The sequence below is a fragment of the Nonomuraea sp. NPDC048882 genome (assembly GCF_040649755.1).
Classification (GTDB): domain Bacteria; phylum Actinomycetota; class Actinomycetes; order Streptosporangiales; family Streptosporangiaceae; genus Nonomuraea; species Nonomuraea maheshkhaliensis.
On sequence record NZ_JBEZGB010000007.1, the window covers coordinates 17,422 to 35,252 of the forward strand.

10 protein-coding genes and 3 pseudogenes are annotated in these 17,831 nt (G+C 65.2%); 9 read left to right on the forward strand and 4 right to left on the reverse strand.

Translation table 11 applies throughout. The features are described from left to right. The first annotated feature begins 213 nt into the window (after positions 1 to 213). The 3 genes from AB0C27_RS24845 (at position 214) to AB0C27_RS24855 (ending at position 2,724) form a co-directional block, all read left to right on the forward strand. The gene (locus AB0C27_RS24845; RefSeq protein ID WP_357847916.1) at positions 214 to 696 is read left to right on the forward strand and encodes a hypothetical protein; all 483 of its coding nucleotides are present in this window, start codon (positions 214 to 216) and stop codon (positions 694 to 696) included. After that, the gene (locus AB0C27_RS24850) at positions 693 to 1,307 is read left to right on the forward strand and encodes a hypothetical protein (protein ID WP_357847918.1); all 615 of its coding nucleotides are present in this window, start codon (positions 693 to 695) and stop codon (positions 1,305 to 1,307) included. Before AB0C27_RS24845 ends, AB0C27_RS24850 begins: the two co-directional genes overlap by 4 nt. A gap of 715 nt (positions 1,308 to 2,022) precedes the next feature. Continuing rightward, positions 2,023 to 2,724 (forward strand): integrase core domain-containing protein, encoded by a 702-nt coding sequence (locus tag AB0C27_RS24855; RefSeq protein WP_357847920.1) that lies wholly within the window; start codon positions 2,023 to 2,025, stop codon positions 2,722 to 2,724. A gap of 379 nt (positions 2,725 to 3,103) precedes the next feature. Here AB0C27_RS24855 and AB0C27_RS24860 read toward each other — a convergent pair whose 3' ends face one another. Next, positions 3,104 to 3,259, reverse strand: coding sequence for a hypothetical protein (locus tag AB0C27_RS24860; RefSeq protein WP_357847922.1), 156 nt, complete (start codon positions 3,257 to 3,259; stop codon positions 3,104 to 3,106). Between the two features lie 92 nt (positions 3,260 to 3,351). Further along, positions 3,352 to 3,696, reverse strand: coding sequence for a transposase (locus AB0C27_RS24865; protein WP_357847924.1), 345 nt, complete (start codon positions 3,694 to 3,696; stop codon positions 3,352 to 3,354). Between the two features lie 91 nt (positions 3,697 to 3,787). Between AB0C27_RS24865 and AB0C27_RS24870 the strand changes: the two genes are divergently transcribed. From AB0C27_RS24870 to AB0C27_RS24895, 6 genes and pseudogenes are all read left to right on the forward strand, one after another. Then, positions 3,788 to 4,075, forward strand: coding sequence for a transposase (locus AB0C27_RS24870; RefSeq protein ID WP_357847926.1), 288 nt, complete (start codon positions 3,788 to 3,790; stop codon positions 4,073 to 4,075). Then, positions 4,072 to 4,836 carry an IS3 family transposase gene (locus tag AB0C27_RS24875; protein WP_357847928.1) on the forward strand — a complete coding sequence of 255 codons (765 nt, stop codon included), beginning with the start codon at positions 4,072 to 4,074 and terminating at the stop codon, positions 4,834 to 4,836. Before AB0C27_RS24870 ends, AB0C27_RS24875 begins: the two co-directional genes overlap by 4 nt. An 89-nt stretch (positions 4,837 to 4,925) precedes the next feature. Further along, positions 4,926 to 5,606: pseudogene (locus AB0C27_RS24880) on the forward strand (helix-turn-helix domain-containing protein); the annotation flags it as partial. Between the two features lie 673 nt (positions 5,607 to 6,279). Beyond that, the gene (gene ltrA, locus AB0C27_RS24885; RefSeq protein ID WP_357847930.1) at positions 6,280 to 7,674 is read left to right on the forward strand and encodes a group II intron reverse transcriptase/maturase; all 1,395 of its coding nucleotides are present in this window, start codon (positions 6,280 to 6,282) and stop codon (positions 7,672 to 7,674) included. A gap of 114 nt (positions 7,675 to 7,788) precedes the next feature. After that, a pseudogene (locus AB0C27_RS24890) lies at positions 7,789 to 8,305 on the forward strand (IS30 family transposase); the annotation flags it as partial. 7 nt (positions 8,306 to 8,312) lie between these two features. After that, a pseudogene (locus tag AB0C27_RS24895) lies at positions 8,313 to 8,618 on the forward strand (IS3 family transposase); the annotation flags it as partial. 149 nt (positions 8,619 to 8,767) lie between these two features. Here the strand turns inward: AB0C27_RS24895 and AB0C27_RS24900 are convergent. Together AB0C27_RS24900 and AB0C27_RS24905 are read right to left on the reverse strand one after the other, a co-directional pair. Beyond that, positions 8,768 to 9,301 carry a hypothetical protein gene (locus AB0C27_RS24900; RefSeq protein WP_357847932.1) on the reverse strand — a complete coding sequence of 178 codons (534 nt, stop codon included), beginning with the start codon at positions 9,299 to 9,301 and terminating at the stop codon, positions 8,768 to 8,770. A gap of 56 nt (positions 9,302 to 9,357) precedes the next feature. Then, entirely contained in the window at positions 9,358 to 17,115 is a 7,758-nt protein-coding gene (locus tag AB0C27_RS24905; RefSeq protein WP_357847933.1) for an RHS repeat-associated core domain-containing protein, read from the reverse strand. Positions 17,116 to 17,831: the final 716 nt, after the last annotated feature.

Consider the following 17,831-nt stretch of genomic DNA (forward strand, 5'->3'; position numbering starts at 1 on the left):
GTTGACCCCCTCACCACGGGTTTCTCCCCGGCCCCCCTTGTGTTTTTTAAAAACCCAAAAACTTTCGCCCCCCCCCTGGGCCCCCGGGCGGCCCCGCCCGCCACTCCGCCATCCGATACCCCGAATCGGAGCATCGTGACAACTCGTAACAAATTAGACCAGTGGTCGTATTTCGAGGAGCGAGGTCTGGCGGAGAGGTTTGAATGCTCGTGGGTGGAGGCGCCCGACTACCGTACGGTGGCCGCCGCGCTGCGGGCGGAGAAGGACACACTCGCCTGCGACCTGGAACAGGCGCGGCGATGGTATCGCGCCTATTCAGAAGAGGACCTCGTCTGGGTGTCCGAGCAGAGCCCCGGCTGGGTCAAGATGTTCGCCGTGTCCGGACTATCCCCTTGGCGCGCCCTCCCTTCGCTCCCGCAGCCCGGCGGGCGGGCCTACCACCTGTCCTACTACGCGGGCGAAATCACCGAACCGATCTATTTCAACGGGAACGAGTGGGAGGACACCGTCCCCGACGATCACTGGGACCGTCCCAGACAGGAGGGAGCAGATCTCGTCGGCTCTCCCGTTATCGCCCAGGAGATGAACTTCTACCTCGCCGCGCTGGCCTACACGACCGGCCGCTTCATCGACAACACCTGGTTCACCACACCAGGACTGCTCTGCCGCATCTCGAAAGGTACCTGGCCCCCGTGACCGACCAGTGGGAACACCTGCGCGGCGCCGGACTGGGCCGCGGATTCACCGGCACCTGGGTCGAGTCAGGCGACACCGATACCGTGGCCACCCTGCTCGGCGCCGACCTTACCTCCCGCCAGGACTGCGACCTCGCCACCGCCATGGCCCACTACCGGCCGACGGCCTTCACCGAACGCATCTGGACCGGCCCCCACACCGACGACTGGACCCACGCCCTGACCATCAGCGGCCCGCCCCCGGTGACCACCAGCCTGACGGAAGCGGGCCTGCGTTTCCTCCAGATCCGCACCTTGGACACCCATGTCCATGACCTCCTGTACGGCGATGGCATCACGACCGCCCGGGCGACTCAACGCTGGTACGGCGAGGTCATCACCGACCCCGGCTCCATGATCGAACCGTACCTCCGGGAAGCCGGACCACCCACACACATCCCGGAGACCGTGCACTCCGGATCCTCGGCCACCGAACCCGAAGACCACGGACGGACCTGCCTGAAGTCCTATCTTCTAATCGCTGGGCGCATAAGCGGCCGCTTCATCGACCGTGAATGGCTAAGCGAAAGAAGAAGCCTCTACACCGTCCAGTTGCGGGCTTGTAACCCGTAACGTGCAAAGCTGGTCTTGGTTGCTTCACCTGATGCGGCTCGGGCACAGTGAATGCTTTTCATCCTCACGCTGCCTGCGCAACTCGGTTGTTCTGAAGGACTGCGATGGCCTTGCACAGGTGACCGGCCTTGCTGGGGCTGCAGCGGAGTTGCGGAGGAATTTCCAGCTTTTGAGCTGGGCGTTGGCGCGTTCGCCGGGGCCTGCGCCTGCCGATAATTACGTCCACCCAGGTCATGGCTTTGAGAGGGCTTCTCGTGGCGTACGCGAGTCCGGTCACCAGGGAGACGGAAGCGCGTACGGCAGGATGATCCGCTGTGCTTCTTCGCCTGGCCTACCTCACCGTCACGAACACATTCGCCGCGGCTGCGGTTGCTCCCCATGAGCGATCGGGACAAGGACGTGGAGATACTCGCCCTGCGGCACCAGATCACCGTCCTTGAACGCCAGCTAGGCGCCGACACCAGAGTGAGATTCGCTCCGGAAGACCGGGCCTTTCTCGCCGCTCTCCTGGCCTCGCTGCCCCGCGAGGTCCTGCGTCGGCTACGGCTCCTCGTCCGGCCGGACACCGTCCTGCGCTGGCACCGCGATCTGATGCGACGGCGTCACGCCCGCACCTGCCGACCGAAGCGACGGTGGGCGCCCGCCCACCGTCCGCTCCATCCGCGCTCTCATCCTGCGCCTGGTTCGGGAGAACCCCGGCTGGGGCTATCGGCGGGTGCACGGCGAGCTCACCACGCTCGGCATCAAGGTCGCACCGTCCACAGTGTGGGAGATCCTCAAGCAGGCCGGTCTTGATCCGGCGCCCGAGCGGGCGTCCACCACCTGGGCCGACTTCCTGCGCTCGCAAGCCGACGCCCTGCTGGCCGCCGATTTCATCGAAACCGTCACTCTCAGCGGGCAACGCCAGTACATCCTGGCGGTCATCGAGCACGCCACCAGGCGCGTCCGGGTGCTCGGCACCACCACTCACCCAAGCGCGACCTGGGTCATCCAAGCGATCAAGAATCTCGTGATGGATCTGGACGATGCGGGCTGCCGGGCGCGCTTTCTGCTCCGAGACCGGGATGGGAAGTTCCCGGCCCTCATGGACGAGGTCCTCGCCGAGGCCGGCATCAAGACCGTGCTCATCGGCATCCAGATGCCGCGCATGAACTCGATCATGGAGCGATGGGTGCAGTCCTGCCGTCACGAGCTTCTCGACCGCTGCCTGATCTGGAACGAACGACATCTTCTGCACGCCCTGCGCGAGTACGAATACTTCTACAACCAGCACCGAGCCCACCAAGCTCTGAACCAAGCGGCCCCGCTGCGCACCGTGCCCGATCCGATCACGGATCCAGAGCGAATCATCGACCTGAATATCCGCCGACGAGACCGGCTCGGCGGCGTCCTCCATGAGTACTCACAAGCGGCTTGACCTGCATGGATGGAATTTTCGGCAGGCGCAATGTTCCGTGAAGAGTGGCACAGGGCTGCTTCGGGCCGCCTCCCGCTGCCTACAGGACGACCAGGCCGATCATGCAAAAGACCAGGTCAACCCGTGGATTGCCTGGTCTCGATGGCGCGCCCTGCAGGATTCGAACCTGCGACCGTCGGATTAGAAGCAAGATCCTTTAGTGTCGCGGAGTGTCATTTGATGCTAGTTCGTGCCACCTCTGCGTACATAGCGTGTCAGACGGTGCCGGGCCCTGACGACGCGTGACGGGGCATACGAGCACGCACCGAGCACGGCTGACGCCCTAATTCGATCATCATAGGTGGCGCCACGCTGAGACCGCCCCCAGCGCAAGCCGACACTACGTACAGATGACGGTCAACGTGCTCGGCGCGTGCTCTAACGCCTGGACGCTCCATCGCATGCCCCCAAGCAGGTCGTTGGCGGCGCAGTTCTGATTGATCATCAGGTTGTCACCGATGTCGATGACCACGGTCGCCGCGTCGACGTCCCACATCGAGGGAGCGCCGCTCAAGGCATCTGGCGAGCGCGCAGCCGACCCGCACTTGACCTCGAGGCTGAAAGGCGGGAGTTACGGAGGCTTGAGAGTCAGGCTGGTGGCAGCGGTGAAGCGAGGTTGGCCAGGCTGCGCTTGAGCGCTGACCAGACCTGCTCCACCAGGTTCAGCTCCGGCGCGTAGGCGGGCAGTTGGAACACAGTCGGGCAGGAACGGCGGGGCTGGATGCAGGCGGCCATCGCCTTGGACAGGTGCCGGCAATCGTTGTCCCACACCAGCACGATGGCACCGCGAAACTGGGCGAGTGCGGCATCCAGTAGACCGGCGTACTGACGGGGGCCAAAGCCTTCGACCTCACCGGAGCGGCCGCGTTGCAGCAGCGTCCGGAATATCAGCCGGGTGCGGCGCCTGGGCTTGATGCAGATCAGCCCGGCCATGCTCACCCGCCCATAGCGCTTGTGGAGTTGGCCCGGTTTGGTGGACACCTGATCTCTGGGGAACCCTGGTTCCCGGAAGAAGGAGTCTGCTGTGCCGAACAACTATCCGCCGGAGTTTCGCCGGCAGATGGTGGAGCTGGTGCGCGCGGGACGGACGCCGGAGGAGTTGGCCAAGGAGTTCCAGCCCTCCGCGCAGTCGATCCGTACCTGGGTGCGTCAGGCTGACCTGGATGACGGCCGCCGTCAGGACGGGCTGACCAGCGCCGAGAAGGAGGAGCTGGACCGGCTGCGGCGCGAGAACAAGATCCTGCGCGAGGAGAAGGAGATCTTGCGTAAGGCCGCGGTTTTCTTCGCGCGGGAGACGGATCTGCCGAGATGAAGTTCCGGCTGATCCATGCGGAGAAGGACCACCACGAGGTCTCCCTGCTGGCCCGGGTGCTGGGTGTGTCGCGCCAGGGCTACTACGCCTGGGCCGCTCGCCTGCGGCGTGGCCCGTCGGCACGGGCCCGGCGCGACGCCGAGCTGACCCAGCAGATCCAGCGGCATCACCAGGCTTCGGATGAGATCTACGGTGCGCCGCGCATCCACGCCGACCTGCGCGAGATCGACGGGGAGCGGGTGGGCCGCAAGCGGGTGGCCCGGTTGATGCGCGCCGCCGGGCTGGCCGGGGTGAGCAGGCGTAAGGGTTGCCGCACCACCATCACCGACCACCGTGCTGCATCCGCGTCCGACCTGGTCAAACGCCGGTTCACCGCCGATGAGCCGAACCGGGTCTGGACGGCCGACATCACGTACGTGCCGACCTGGCAAGGCTTCGTCTACCTGGCGGTGGTGCTGGATGTGTTCTCCCGCCGGATCGTCGGCTGGGCGATGGCCGATCACATGCGCACCGAACTGGTGACCGACGCGCTGGCAATGGCGATCCACCAGCGCCGCCCGCAGGCCGGGGTGATTCATCACAGCGATAAGGGCAGCCAGGGCGGATTCAACTGGTCGTCGCAACACCTTGATCCCCGAGGAGGGGTGTTGTGGCGCAGGGAAGAGCACGTGCGGCGCTTCAGGCCGGTCGTCCGCCGCTTCAATCACCGGGACGGCCGCCGGTCAATCGGCGACAGGAGCGGCAGTGTTTCTGGCGGTTGATCGCCGAGGGGCTGCAGAGCGAGGCGGCCGCCGTCGCGTGCGGCGTGTCGATGCCGCTGGGACCGCGGTGGTTCCGTGAGGGTGGCGGCATGCCGCCGATCAGCCTGGACCCGCCATCGGGCCGGTACCTGTCCTTCGCCGAACGCGAGGAAATCGCCATCCTGCGGGCCCAAAAGTGCGGGGTTCGGGAGATCGCCCGCAGCTTGGGGCGGGCCCCGTCGACGATCTCGCGGGAGCTGCGACGCAACGCGGCTACCCGCGGCGGCCGCCTGGATTACCGGGCCTCGGTCGCGCAGTGGCACGCCGACCGGCAAGCGCGCCGGCCCAAGCGGTGCAAGCTCGCCATCCACGATCGGCTCCAGCAGTACGTTCAAGACCGGCTCGCCGGCCACGTAACCAGCACGGACGGCAGCATTGTGCCAGGCCCGCAGACCCGCTGGATGGGACGGCGCCATGGACGTCGCCAGGACCGGCGCTGGGCGACATCGTGGAGTCCGGAGCAGATCGCCAACCGGCTCCCCATCGACTTCCCCGAGGACGACACGATGCGGATCTCGCACGAGGCCATCTACCAGGCCCTCTACATTCAGGGCCGGGGTGCGCTGCGCCGCGAGCTGACGGCCTGTCTGCGCACGGGCCGTGCGCTGCGGGTGCCCACGGCCAGAACTCGCCAGCGCGGGAAGAACTTCGTCACCGAGGAAGTATTGATTAGCCAGCGGCCCGCCGAGGTCGCTGACCGAGCCGTGCCCGGGCACTGGGAAGGCGACCTGGAGCGCCACGAGGCGCCATGCAACCGAGCGGAGGTGAAAGGACTCCGCCGCTGTGCTGTCGCAGCAGCGTAGCGAAGCTGGGGGCAGGCTGATCCGGGGAACGCCGGTGAGGCTGGCAAGCAGCCCCGACAACGACGGGACGGGCCAGTACTACCGGATGGCCTGGGCCCGGCAAGCGAGACGGGAAGGTGGACGAGAGGAACCAGCGCTGTCACGCCCCTTAAATTTCCCGCCAGCTCGAAATCCGGTGGATCTGGGCTGGATCGCGGTGCGCACCCGTCCCCTCATCACGGGGCGGGGAACTCCTGGGCCGGTATGGAGGTCGCCGGTCGGGAGGCCACGGTGAATGTCTGCGGCGTAGCCGTGGCGAGATCGCAGGGGTATAGCTGGCCACCTCACCCGACGATCGGTTCATGGTGAACGTGGGAACCACCCTGGGGTTCCCGTCTGCGCCCGGCCATCCAGGCCGGGTGCAGCGGGTTGGCGCGTTGTCCGCCGACGGCCGCGGGGTGGGGCGGAGGACCCGTAGTAGTCCGGGCCGGGGAAAGCCCGTGCACATGTCGAAGGGGTCCAGCGGGTTCATGCACGCAACGTACTGCAAGGGACGGAGACGCTGGTGAATACCGGTGAGCCATGGCCCGACCCGTTCTGGGCGGCGCTACGGGTACGACGGATGCAGGCCAAGCTGCACCTGTGGGCGACCAACGATCCTGGTCGCCGGTTCGATGATCTGTACAACCTCATTCATCACCCGGATTTCCTCGCGGTTGCGTGGGAGCGGGTGAGCGGCAACAAGGGCGCGCGCTCGCCGGGAGTGGACCGGGTTATCCCGGCTGCTATCGGCGGCGAGGCCGAGGTCACGGCGTTCCTGAATGATATGCGTGAGCAGCTCAAAGCTCGCACGTTCACTCCGTTGCCGGCCCGGGAGCGTTTGATTCCCAAGGCCGGTTCTCCGGGGAAGTTCAGGCGTTTGGGCATCCCGTCCGCGATGGACAGCCTCGTGCAGGCGACCCTTGTGCTGGTGCTGGAACCGATCTTCGAGGCGGACTTCAAGCCGGTCAGTTACGGTTTCCGCCCGAAGCGTCGGGCTCAGGACGCGATCGACGAGATCCACGCTTTCGGCTCCCGGAACTATCACTGGGTGTTCGAGGCCGACATCGCGGCGTGCTTCGACGAACTGTCGCACTCGGCGATCCTGGATCGGGCGCGGCAGCGGATCGAAGACAAACGGGTCCTGGCCCTGGTCAAGTCCTTCCTCAAGGCGGGCATTATGTCCGAGGCGGGGCAGGTCGAGGGAACGGCATCGGGCACGCCGCAGGGAGGCATCGCCTCGCCGCTGCTGGCCAATATCGCCTTATCGGCGCTGGATGAGCACTTCTGCGCCAAGGACGACCACGGCACCCGGTGGCAGCGAGAGAAGCACCGCAAGAACGGCGGGGCCTACTACCGGATCATCCGCTACGCGGACGATTTCGCGATCATGGTATGCGGTTCCAAGGCTCACGCGGACGCGCTCTGGGCGGAGGTCTCCGACGTGCTCGCCCCGCTGGGGCTGCGCTTATCGGAGTCCAAGACCCGCGTGGTCCACCTGGACGAGGGGTTCGACTTCCTGGGTTTTCACATCCAGCGACGCACCAAGAGGGGAACCGGGAAGAAGACCGTCTACACCTACCCATCAAAGAAGGCACTGCTTTCGATCATGGCGAAAGTGCGGGCGCTCACCGGCAGATCACGGCACCTGACGCTCGAAGCCTTGCTGCGCCAGCTCAACCCGGTGCTGCGGGGATGGTGCACCTACTTCCGGCACGGGGTCTCCAAAGCGACGTTCCACTACCTCGACGCCTACGCCTGGCGTCGGGTTGCGGCATGGCTGCGCAAGCGACACCTCGGGATCATCTGGAAGGAGCTCTACCGGCGCTTCCTGACCGGCAGGCCAGGCAACCGACCGGCGGAGAACGGGATCGTCATGTTCGACACCATGCAGGTCGAGGTCACTCGTTACCGATGGCGCGCGAACAACATCCCGACACCATGGACGAGCCTCCTGGAGGCAACAGCCACCAGCTGACACGGGGACTCGTGGAGCGCCGGATGCGCGGAAACGCGCATGTCCGGTGCGGAGGGCGGGCCGGGGAAACGGGCCAGGAGAGATCCAGGAACCGCGCCCCGGTCCGACCCCTACATCATCGGCCTGGACCGCTCCGCGATCGGCACGCTGGTGGAGCGCACCACCAGATACACCATGCTGCTGCACCTACCCCCGATGGACGGCCACGGCGACGGCCCGCGAGCCAAGAACGGCCCGGCGCTGGCCGGGCACGGCGCGCAGGTCGTCCGCGACGCCATCGCTTCCACCATCATCACCCTGCCCGAACATCTGCGCAGGTCACTGACCTGGGATCAGGGATCGGAGATGGCCCAGCACGCCCAACTCCGCATCGACACCGGTCTGGAGATCTACTTCGCCGACCCGCACAGCCCCCTGGCAACGCGGCACCAACGAGAACACCAACGGCCTGCTTCGCCAATACTTCCCCAAGGGAACCGACTTGAGCAGGCACGCTCGAAGCGACCTCGACGCCATCGCCGCCACCCTCAACGCCCGCCCCCGCAAGAGTCTCGGCTGGAGAACCCCGGCCGAAGCCTTCAACGATCATCTAAACTCGCTCCTGAACAGCAGCGTTGCGACGACCCCTTGAACTCAAGCAGTACACCTCGATCGCCTTCGGCCAGCGGTGTGAGCAGGCCGGAGTGCGCCCGTCGACAGGGCGGACCGGGACGTGCTTCGACAATGCGATCACTGAAAGCTTCTTCGCCTCGCTGGAGTGCGAACTCATCGACCGGCGCACCTTCCACACCAGGTCAGAAGCCGAACGGGCCGTCTTCAGCTATATCGAAGGGTTCTACAATCCACGCCGCCGCCACTCCGCCAACGGCTACTTCAGCCCCGCCGAATATGAACGCCGCCACGCGCTCAAGAACGCCCAAGATCTCGACTATGCTGCCGCGTAGTCGCAAGCCCTGATGTGTCTACTGAACCGGGGCAACTTCACTTGACCCGCATGAATGCAATTTTCGGCAGGCGCAGATTCATCGAGATCAGACAACGCATCTTATTTATGGGCCCTACGGGCTTCGTTGCGTACATCACCAGCCACTGATTAAGCTCCTCGCTCCGCAGGGATGAGGGGAAGCGAGGTATCGCAGTCCGATACTTCGAGAATCAGAACCGCGCAGTCTCTTATATCCTCGACATCATCAAGATAATTGGCTTCATTTGGCCGAAGGCTTGCGAATGTCACACTCCCCGTATATAGGTCATCGTCTCGAGAGTCATCAACGCGACAAATTGAAATGTACGCCTCCATTGGCGGATGACCGGTCATTGTTCTCAGCCCAAAGAGCGCCATTCTAGCGAACGCATATCCCCTCCTGGCAAGCTCCCTTGCGCGCTGGACACCAGTACTCGAGAGGTCGATATCTGGTATCCCGCGACCGTTAACGCTGGCCTCATATCCGGCCACATCGCCAGGAGAACAATGAGGACCGAAGTAGCTCGATTTGAAGGATCTGAGCAACCAGGCACCCGTTTCATCGCGCATCCATCCTTCACGAAGAGATGCCCAATAGGCCTCAGGAATATCTTCCAGTGAAGCGCCTTCCAGAATCGCCTCCGTGGCAATATCACCGAACATCGAATTATAGCGCATTCATAAACTCCGATCGAAGATTCTCTGACCAACTCGACGGATCAGCATATCTCGCCAAGCGTGGCGAGGCCTTTAGCGATCCCTCTCCGAAATTCCGGAAACTTCTTCTCAAGCTTTTTTTTCAAACTACTTGGCATCCCATCGAACTCTCCAGTCTCAAAATTGTACAGATACTTCGCCTCAGTCGCTTGGTCTTGGAAGTGGATTTGTCCTGCCCGTTGACCTGGATTTGGATTCTCGACATCGATCCTATAAGGGCCATGCAGCCAAGTCGTCCTACTTGTAACTTTGGTGCCATTGGCGCCAATCATGCCGGGATCGTCATTGTGGACGAGGACGTTAACGTCCCCTACTCCGACATGGTAGGTATGGATGTCGGCGATGGACAGGTTGTAAACCTTTTGTGTTGCAGTCCATCGCTTCACATGGGCAACTTGAATCCATGTGCCAGCAGCGGTACGCAACCACGATCCCGGCTCAAGGTAGGTTGCGTCGACCCAATTCCGCAGGGAAGGCACCCAGAAGGGATGACCACTTGTCGCTACGATTGATGCTTCACTTGCCCCAGCCTCAGGTTCACCATGGAGAGTGATCTGAACCAGGTGTTTCACGCCAGCGCCGCTAATTGTGTTGGTGACTTCTTTTGCCACCGTCTTCCCGTTTACAGGATCTGCGGCTAGGACATAATCGCCGATCTGAATCTCTTCGATGGGCTTACGATTGCCATCAGCCATAAGTACAAGAGTTTGTGCAGCGAAACTATTGCAGGCTTTAGCCGCACCACGTAGGGCACTGACGACCTTCGGGAAGAATTTCGCGAGCTTGCCTATTCCCTTGGCAGCAGCTCCTCCTGGCAGTAAGTTGACGATCATCATCAGGCACGAGATTCCCCCCTGCGCGCTGCAGGCTTGTACGTCTCCCCAGAAGAAGTCGCTAACTCCCTTGAGAAGTGTCCAGAACCATTTGCCTTCAGCCGTCAAATCATTTTGATATTGCACTTTGAGCGCTGCAAACTCATCCGCTTTGATCCCTAGCTCATGCTGCCATTCCTTACACCAATACTTGGTTGAATCACTAAGCATATCGGCGAAGCATGTGTTGTAGAACGCTTGAGCTTTAATCACCGCTTTCGCAGCATTACGCAAGGCTTCACATTGCTCTTTAGACGTTCCGCCCGGACACTTTGATTCACCGACGGACTTGTCCGCAAGTAACTCGCCCTTCGAATTCACCTGGACGTGCGGGTCTTTGAGCCAGGACCAAATGGCCTCTGACTGTTCTACACTGAGCCCGTTCTCGTAGATGGCGTTGATAAGATAGTTTATTTTATTTTCGCCGGCTTCAAAGAATCCCTTCGGCAGGTACATCCCATTGGGCAGGTGACCCCTTCTTTTCATGTCTTCTTTGGTCATGACGAGAAGGAAGCCGTATTCGACGTTGTCAGTGCAGGTGATGCATGGGCCGTATACGCCGCCGGACCAGTCGTGTCCCAGGGTGTTGCCGGTGGTGCCGTTGCGGTTGTAGAGGTCTTCGAGTTCTCCTGGGCGGGCGCTGGCGGAGGCGGGGACGGCGGAGTGGCCGCTGGGGTCGATTCCGGTGAGGGGTGAGGCGTTGGCGTAGGTGTAGCGGTTGGCTTGGACGGAGGGGCTGGGTTCCAGCGTCATGGTGTCGCGGCTGGTGAAGGTGCCGGTGCCGGGCTGGTACCAGCGGGCGTGCATGTTGACTTTGCCGGTGTCCGGATCGGTGTATTCGCCCTGGTAACCAAGGTTGCTTCCGCTCCCGGTGTGGGCGGTGGTTTCGCCGAAGGGGTCGTAGGCGGTGGAGCTGGTCAGGGCGGTGCCGGTGTGGGTGGCGACGAGGTCGCCGTGCAGGTCGCTCATCGCGGCGACGGCTGGCGCGGTGCCTTCTTGGATGCCGAGGAGGGCGCCGAAGGGGTCGCGGCTGTATTTGGCTTGGATGCTGCCGTTGGCGCTGATGGCGGCAAGGTCGTTGCTGAGGCCGGCGTACAGGTGGGTCTGTCTGGTGGTGCCGGTGATGCGAGAGGTGACGCGGTCGAAGGGGTCGTAGGCGTAGAGGCTGTCGCCGTCGGCGATGAGCCGGTCGAAGGCGTCGAAGGTGAGCTGGGTGGTGGTGCCGTTCTTGGTTTGGGAGGCGAGGGTGCCGCGCGGGGTGTAGGTGTAGTCGGTGCCGTCGCCGGTGGTGAGGCGGTTGCGTTCGTCGTAGGTGAAGGTCTTGTTGCCGGCCTTGGTGCGGTTGCCTGCGGCGTCCCATTCGTAGGCGGTGGTGGTTCCGCCGGGGGCGGTCCAGGAGGTGAGCCGGTTGGCGTGGTCGTAGGTGTAGGTGTTGGTGCCGGCGCCGGCCAGGCCGGTGGTGGTCTTGGTGGTGAGGTTGTCGTCGAGGTCCCACCCGTAGGTGATCTTCGCCAGCTCGGTGCCGGTGCTGCTCTTCAGGGTTTGGGAGGTGTTGCGGCCCAGGTCGTCGTAGCCGAAGGTCTGGGTGTTGGCGGGGTTGGCGGAGGTCAGGCTGGTGACGCGGTTGGCCTTGTCGTAGCCGTAGGTGTAGGTGCGGCCGGTGACCGGGTCGCCTGCGGTGGCCAGGCGGCTGGCGTCGTCCCAGGTGAAGGTGGCGGTGCCGGTGGCGTCGACGCGCTGGGTGAGGTTGCCGGCGGCGTCGTACGTCATGGTGGTGGGCGGTTGCGTCGGCTGGGTGAGTTTGGCCAGCAGGCCGCGGTCGTTGTACTCGAGGGTGGCCTCGCCTGCGGTGGTGAGCCTGCCGGCGGGGTCGTAGCCGAAGGTGCGCTGGGCGGTGGCCGCGCCGCCTCCGCTGCCGTCCTCCTGGGTGAGGCGGCCGAGATGGTCGTAGGCGCGGGTGATGGTCACGCCGCCGGGCTGGCGGATGCCGGTGTTGTTGCCGGCCTGGTCGTAGATGTAGGTCCAGGTACGGTCGGCTTCGTCCGGGTGCTGGCTGGTGGCGGGTTCGGTGACCTTCTCGACGAGGTCGAGGCTGTTGTAGGTGGTCCAGGTGGTGTTGCCGCGGCCGTCGGTCAGCTTGGTGCGGGCGCCGGCGGCGTCGTAGCCGAAACGGGTGACGATCTCCTGGCCTGCGGAGACCGGTTCGGTGAGCGTGGTGAGCCGGTTCAGCGCGTCGAAGCTCTGCTGGACGGTGTGCTGTTCGGCCGATGTCTGCCTGACCGGGTTGCCGGCCAGGTCATAGCCGACCTTGACCGAGCGCAGCACCGTACCCGGGTCGTTGACGCTCGCCAGCTTGAGGTCTTTGACCTCGGTCGGCCGTCCGGCCAGGTCGTAGCTGGTCTCGGTGGCGGCCAGGGTGGCGTCGATGACCCGCAGCTGGCGGCCGGCCAGGTCGTAGGTGCCGCGGGTGGTGTTGTTCGCGGGGTCGGTCGTGGCGGTGACCTCGCCGGCGGCGTTGGGCGTGTAGGTGGTGGTCTTGCCGCGCGGGTCGACGGTCGTGGTGAGCATGCCGGCGTTGTTGTAGCTCATCGTGGTCGTGTGCGCGACCGTGGCAGGCAGACGTTCGATCGTCCGCTCGGCGACCTTGCGGCCGAGGTCGTCGTAGTCCGCTTCGACCCGGGCGCCGTTGGGATCCACGCTGGCTCGTTGCTCGCCCGCCTCGTTGTACTCGGCGATCCACACACCGCCCGGCCCGGACGGACCGGGATCGGTCTGGCGCACCGCATTGCCGAGCGCGTCGTAGTCCGTCGTGGTGGTGTAGCCGCGAGGGTCGGTGGTGGAGACGCGGCGACCGGCCGCATCGTAGGCGTGCGTGATGGACGGGGTGAGCGCCGTACCGCCGGGAGGGGTGTAGGCGGGCATCGTCAGCTTCACCGCGCGACCCGCCTTGTCAAAAGCGGTCGTGACGGTACGGCCCTCGGCATCGACGGTGTGCGTCTGGTTGCCGAAGGTGTCATAACCGGCCCGGGTCGTCGGACGGACAGCCGCCGTGTCCGTGCGCGCCTTGTCCACCTGAACGCTGGGCGCCTTGGTCTCGATCAAGCGGCCGAGCGCGTCGTAGGTGCTGGTGGTGGTGTAGTCGGCCGCGCTGGCGCCGTCGGCGTTGCCGCGCGGATCGATGACGGCGACGGGCAGGCCGCGGTCGTCCACCGTCCAGCTGGTGATCACGTCCTGATCGCCGTTCTCGATCGTCTCCCGGGTCTTGATGCCGGCCGCGTTGTAGGTGTAGCTGGTGCTTTCCTCGCGAGTGCTGCCCGCCCCGGTGCGCAGCACCTTCGTGGTGAGGTTGTTGGCGTCGTAGGTGTAGGCGGTCTTGCGCTTGACCCCAGACGGATCCAGGGTGGACGAGGTCAGCCGACCGGCCGCGTCGTAGACGAAGTCGGTGCCGGTGACTCCGCCCCCGGTCACCTTCTTGGTGAGGTTCCCGGCCTCGTCGTAGCTGTTCTCCTCCAGCACCACGTCCACCGGGCTAGAGCCGCCGTTGAGTTTGGCGTCGTCAGCGGTCGCCCGATAGAGCAGGTCGCTGTCGTGATAGCTGTAGGCCGTTCTGCGGCCCATCACGTCGACCTTCACGGCCAGACGGCCCGCGGGGTCGTAGGTGTACGACTCCAGTACGAGGTCCTTGGCCGGTGTCGGGTTGACCGGGCTACCGGTCCAGTTCTTCAGCATCACCGTGGCCGGCTCGCCGCGCTCGGTGTAGGTGAAGGCGAGGACCGAGCCGACTTCGTTGGTGACGCTCGACTCCAGACCGAGGCTGTTCCAGGCGGTCCGGACCACGCCGCCCTCAGCGTCGGTGACACTCTCCTCGCGGCCGTGCGCATCATAGGTGTAGGTGATCGTGCGCGCCGCATCGCCGCCGGTCAGGTCCGTGACCGTTCCCGTCAGCTTGCGGCCGTCGGCGTCATAGGTGTACGTCGTCCTCGCCGTGTGCGTGACATTCGTGATCTCGTTCTTCACGCCCGGCGCCGTCTGAGTGGCCAGCCGGCCGGCCGTGTCGAAGGTGAAGCTGGTCTTGACGCCGCCGGGGTGGGCGTCGGAGATCTGGGTCTGGGAGGTGACGCGGCCGAGCGCGTCGTGCTCGTAGGCGGTCACCAGGCCGGCCGGGTCCGTCTGCTCGGCCAGGTCGCCCGCGGCCGTGTAGCGGAGGGTGGTGCTGTTGCCCTTGGCGTCGGTACGGGTCTTGACCAGCCCGGCCGGGGTGTTGCCGCCTCCGGCGGCGGGTTCGCTGCCGTCGGTGTAGGCGGTGCTGGACGAGCGGCCATTGGGGAAGTCCGGCGTGGCAGGGGTGGTCTGCTTGGTCTGCTCGCCGAAAGCGTTGTATTCGTAGGTGGTGGCGTAGGTGTTGTCGCTGGCGGAGGAGGAGCGGCCGTCGCGGAAGGCGGTGACCCGGTCGTTGCGCGGGTCGAACTCGTCGTCCTCGTTGACGTGGTAGTTCCAGTAACGCTCGTTGATCGATTGGGCGCCGGGGACGGGGAAGAAGCCGCCGCACGACAGGGGTGGTTCCTTGTCGTCGTTGGCGCCGCGGCATTGCCCGGAGTAGAGCAGGTTGCCGCGTTCGTCGTACCCGGTCAGCGCGAAGATGTTGTTCGGATTCTTCACCCAGGACGGGTAGCCGTCGGCGTCGTAGCCGTAGGTGGTCTTGTGCCCGAGTTGGTCGGTATAGGCGGTGATGCGGTAGCCGCGCCAGGCATCGTGCTCCAGCTTGACGTCCTTATTAGCTGGATCGGTCAGCGTGACGATCGAGGAGCCGGTCTCGCGGTCGATCTCGCTCGGTTCGCCGATCTTGTGCAGGCCGCCGTGCTCGTCGGTATGCGTCAGCAGCCGGTCCCTGCGTCCGTCGTAGGTGTTGTCCGCCCAGATGCGGCCTGACGGCAGGGTGATCTTCGACAGCAGATGCGGTGCGGCCAGCCGGGCCGCGTAGTGCTTGCTCACATCCGCCACGCCGAGCGGGCGGTCGTAGAGGGCCAGCTCGTCGATCTGGCCGGTGAACCCCCACTGGGTGTAGGTCAGGTCACCGGGGCCGAGCGGTTTGCTGGCCGGCCAGCCCGTGTGGGTCAGGCCGTGGCCGATCGTGGTGTAGGCCATCCAGTTGTGGTCGATCTTGCCGTTCAGCGACCCGACGGCGGTCCCGTCCAGATACAGCGTCTGGCTGTTGCCCGACCCGGCCAGCACTGCGTGATGCCATTGCCCGTTGTTCACCGCCGCCGAGGTGGTGATGGGAGAGACGATCATGTCGCCGGCGGAGTTGCGGGCACGCCACTGGCCGCGCAGCTTGCCGTCGGTGCCGACGTACAACACCGGCGCTCCATCCGGCGGGAACAGCGTGCCGGTCGGCGGGGGCGGCTCCACCGCGGTGTAGGCCAGCACACCCGAGGAGGTGGTCTTGAACCACAGCTCCAGCGACAGCTGATCGTCCAGACGGGGGATGACGCTGTCCGGCAGCTGGACGAACGACTGCCCGGACAAGCCGACCGCGGTGTCCGTCGAGCCAGCCAGCGCGCCCTGCTGTTCGAAACTCAGCCCGCCGTAGTCGGCCCTTCCGGCCCCCCACCCGAAGTCACGCAGCAGCAGGTCGTCCCCGTCCGGCACGCAGAAGATGGGGTTGATCTCGCAGTTCGGATCGGTGGGCGTAGGAGTGGGAGCGGGCGCGGTGTACGGGTCGCCCAGCCGCCAATAGCCCACCGGCTCGTCGTCCTCGACCAGGCCACGGTATTGCGAGCCGGTGCTGTAGGTGTAGGTGGTGCAGTTCGGCGCAGCCCCCGGCCGGCACGCGGTCGCCAGCTTGTCCCCGTCATAGGTGTAGCTCCACCGAAGTGGCGCGCCGTCGACCGCGTCCGTGGCCACGTCGGACACGTGCCCGCCGCTCCAGGTGAACGTCAGCGACCGGCCGCCTGTCCCGGTCACTGTGGCCAGCTTGCCGTCGCTGCCGTAGCTGAGTTCCTGCGCCCGGCCGCGAGCGTCCACCACTCTCGTCAGCCGGCCTTGTGCGTCGAAGTGGTAGACGGTGGAGCTCTTGTCCATCAGCTTCCACCCGCCGGCCGGCACCACGCCCAGCGTGGCATGCATACCCGGCGGCGGCTGGAAGGTGCCGTCCCCCTTGGCGCCGAACCGCAACCGGCGCCCATCGGGGTAGGTCACCAGCAAAGTGGCGCTCGACTCGGCCACGATCCGCATGTCGAACCGGGTCGACCAGCCGGCACCGAACAGGCTGTCTCGCCGCGCGTCCATACTGTTGTACGTGCGCACCACCGACAACGCCGGCCCCGCCGACGGCACCGAGGCGTCGACCACCGTGGAGGTGTAGTTACCCGACACGGCCTGGAACTCCTGACCGGCCTGGTCCCGCGTGGCCAGCTGCGAACCGATCGCCGGCTGCCGCACCCCGGTCACGAACGTGCGATACGCCGAGGTGACCGAGGCCCCGCTCGCATCAGTGACCGCCACCTTCCAGGCGAAGGTCGCGCCCCACTTCAACTCCCCAGCCGGGACCGTCCACGCATGCACCCCCGGCGCCAGCTGCCCGGACGACGCCACCGGCCCATGCCACGTGCCATCAGGATCCTGCCGCAGACACCACAGATCGAACTCCGCCTCCGAAACCACCCGCGGATCATCTGTCGGAGCCTGACAAACCGTGAAGTCATACCGGTACGGCGCCCTGCCACCCTCCGCATGCGCCCGCAGCGTCGGCGTCGCCGGCACCGTCCTGGCACCGTTCAACGGCCACATGTCCGTCACCCTCGGCGCGGCCGCCACCGCCGCGTCCTGCGCCTCAACCCGCACCGCACCCGGCGGCAACCGCCGCCCATCAGCACGCGCACTCTGCACGGCCAGCCTGCTCTGCGAACGCGGAGCCCAATCCGGCTCATTCAGCCCTGCAGGCGGCCTCTTCTTCCCAACGTCACGCTTGCCCTGCACCGCAGGCGAAGCCATCGTCACATCCGCAGACACCACCGACGGCAAACCTTCACGGCCCACCCCCCTCTGCTGGGGTGGGGTCTGCCATATGCCTTGTCCAGTTACGGCTGCCACGCTCTGGGAACCGGCCACAGCAGGCAACGCGACTGCCTGCACCAGCCCCGGCAGCAGCGCCACCAACACCACAACCCGCGCGGCTAACCAACGACGACCCGAACGATTCCACGCCAAATACCGGCGCATACGCCGTCACGCTCCCTAACCACAACGAGGACACCCACCACGGGGGGCGCCAAACGTCGCTCCACCCCACCCGGCGGGCCGATCCCGACTCGTGCGGCTCAGGAGCACTTGATCAAACGGACAGAGCGTAACTTTTGTAAGATCACCCGACAAGAGCGACTTCAGTGATCGAAAAGAACGGAATGCGACGTTCCTGAACCGTGCGGTAACAGCGCGGCCAAAACCCCTGAGCTGTTGGTATCGAGCGGCTGTGCGGTCTCTCCTGGTATCCCGCAACCAGACTCTTCATCCGGCGTCGATCAAGTGTGAGCAAAGCAGTCGTCCACAACCTCGCTTAAGACCACCGTTGGATCACGCCGCCGCGCCTGGCTCCATCACGAGGC

Excerpts from the sequence above, each read along its gene's own strand:
- AB0C27_RS24900 (WP_357847932.1), bottom strand. The coding sequence starts at position 9,301 with ATGTTCGGTGATATTGCCACGGAGGCGATTCTGGAAGGCGCTTCACTG.
- AB0C27_RS24865 (WP_357847924.1), bottom strand. The coding sequence starts at position 3,696 with ATGGCCGGGCTGATCTGCATCAAGCCCAGGCGCCGCACCCGGCTGATA.
- AB0C27_RS24875 (WP_357847928.1), top strand. The coding sequence starts at position 4,072 with ATGAAGTTCCGGCTGATCCATGCGGAGAAGGACCACCACGAGGTCTCC.
- AB0C27_RS24860 (WP_357847922.1), bottom strand. The coding sequence starts at position 3,259 with ATGTGGGACGTCGACGCGGCGACCGTGGTCATCGACATCGGTGACAAC.
- ltrA (WP_357847930.1), top strand. The coding sequence starts at position 6,280 with ATGCAGGCCAAGCTGCACCTGTGGGCGACCAACGATCCTGGTCGCCGG.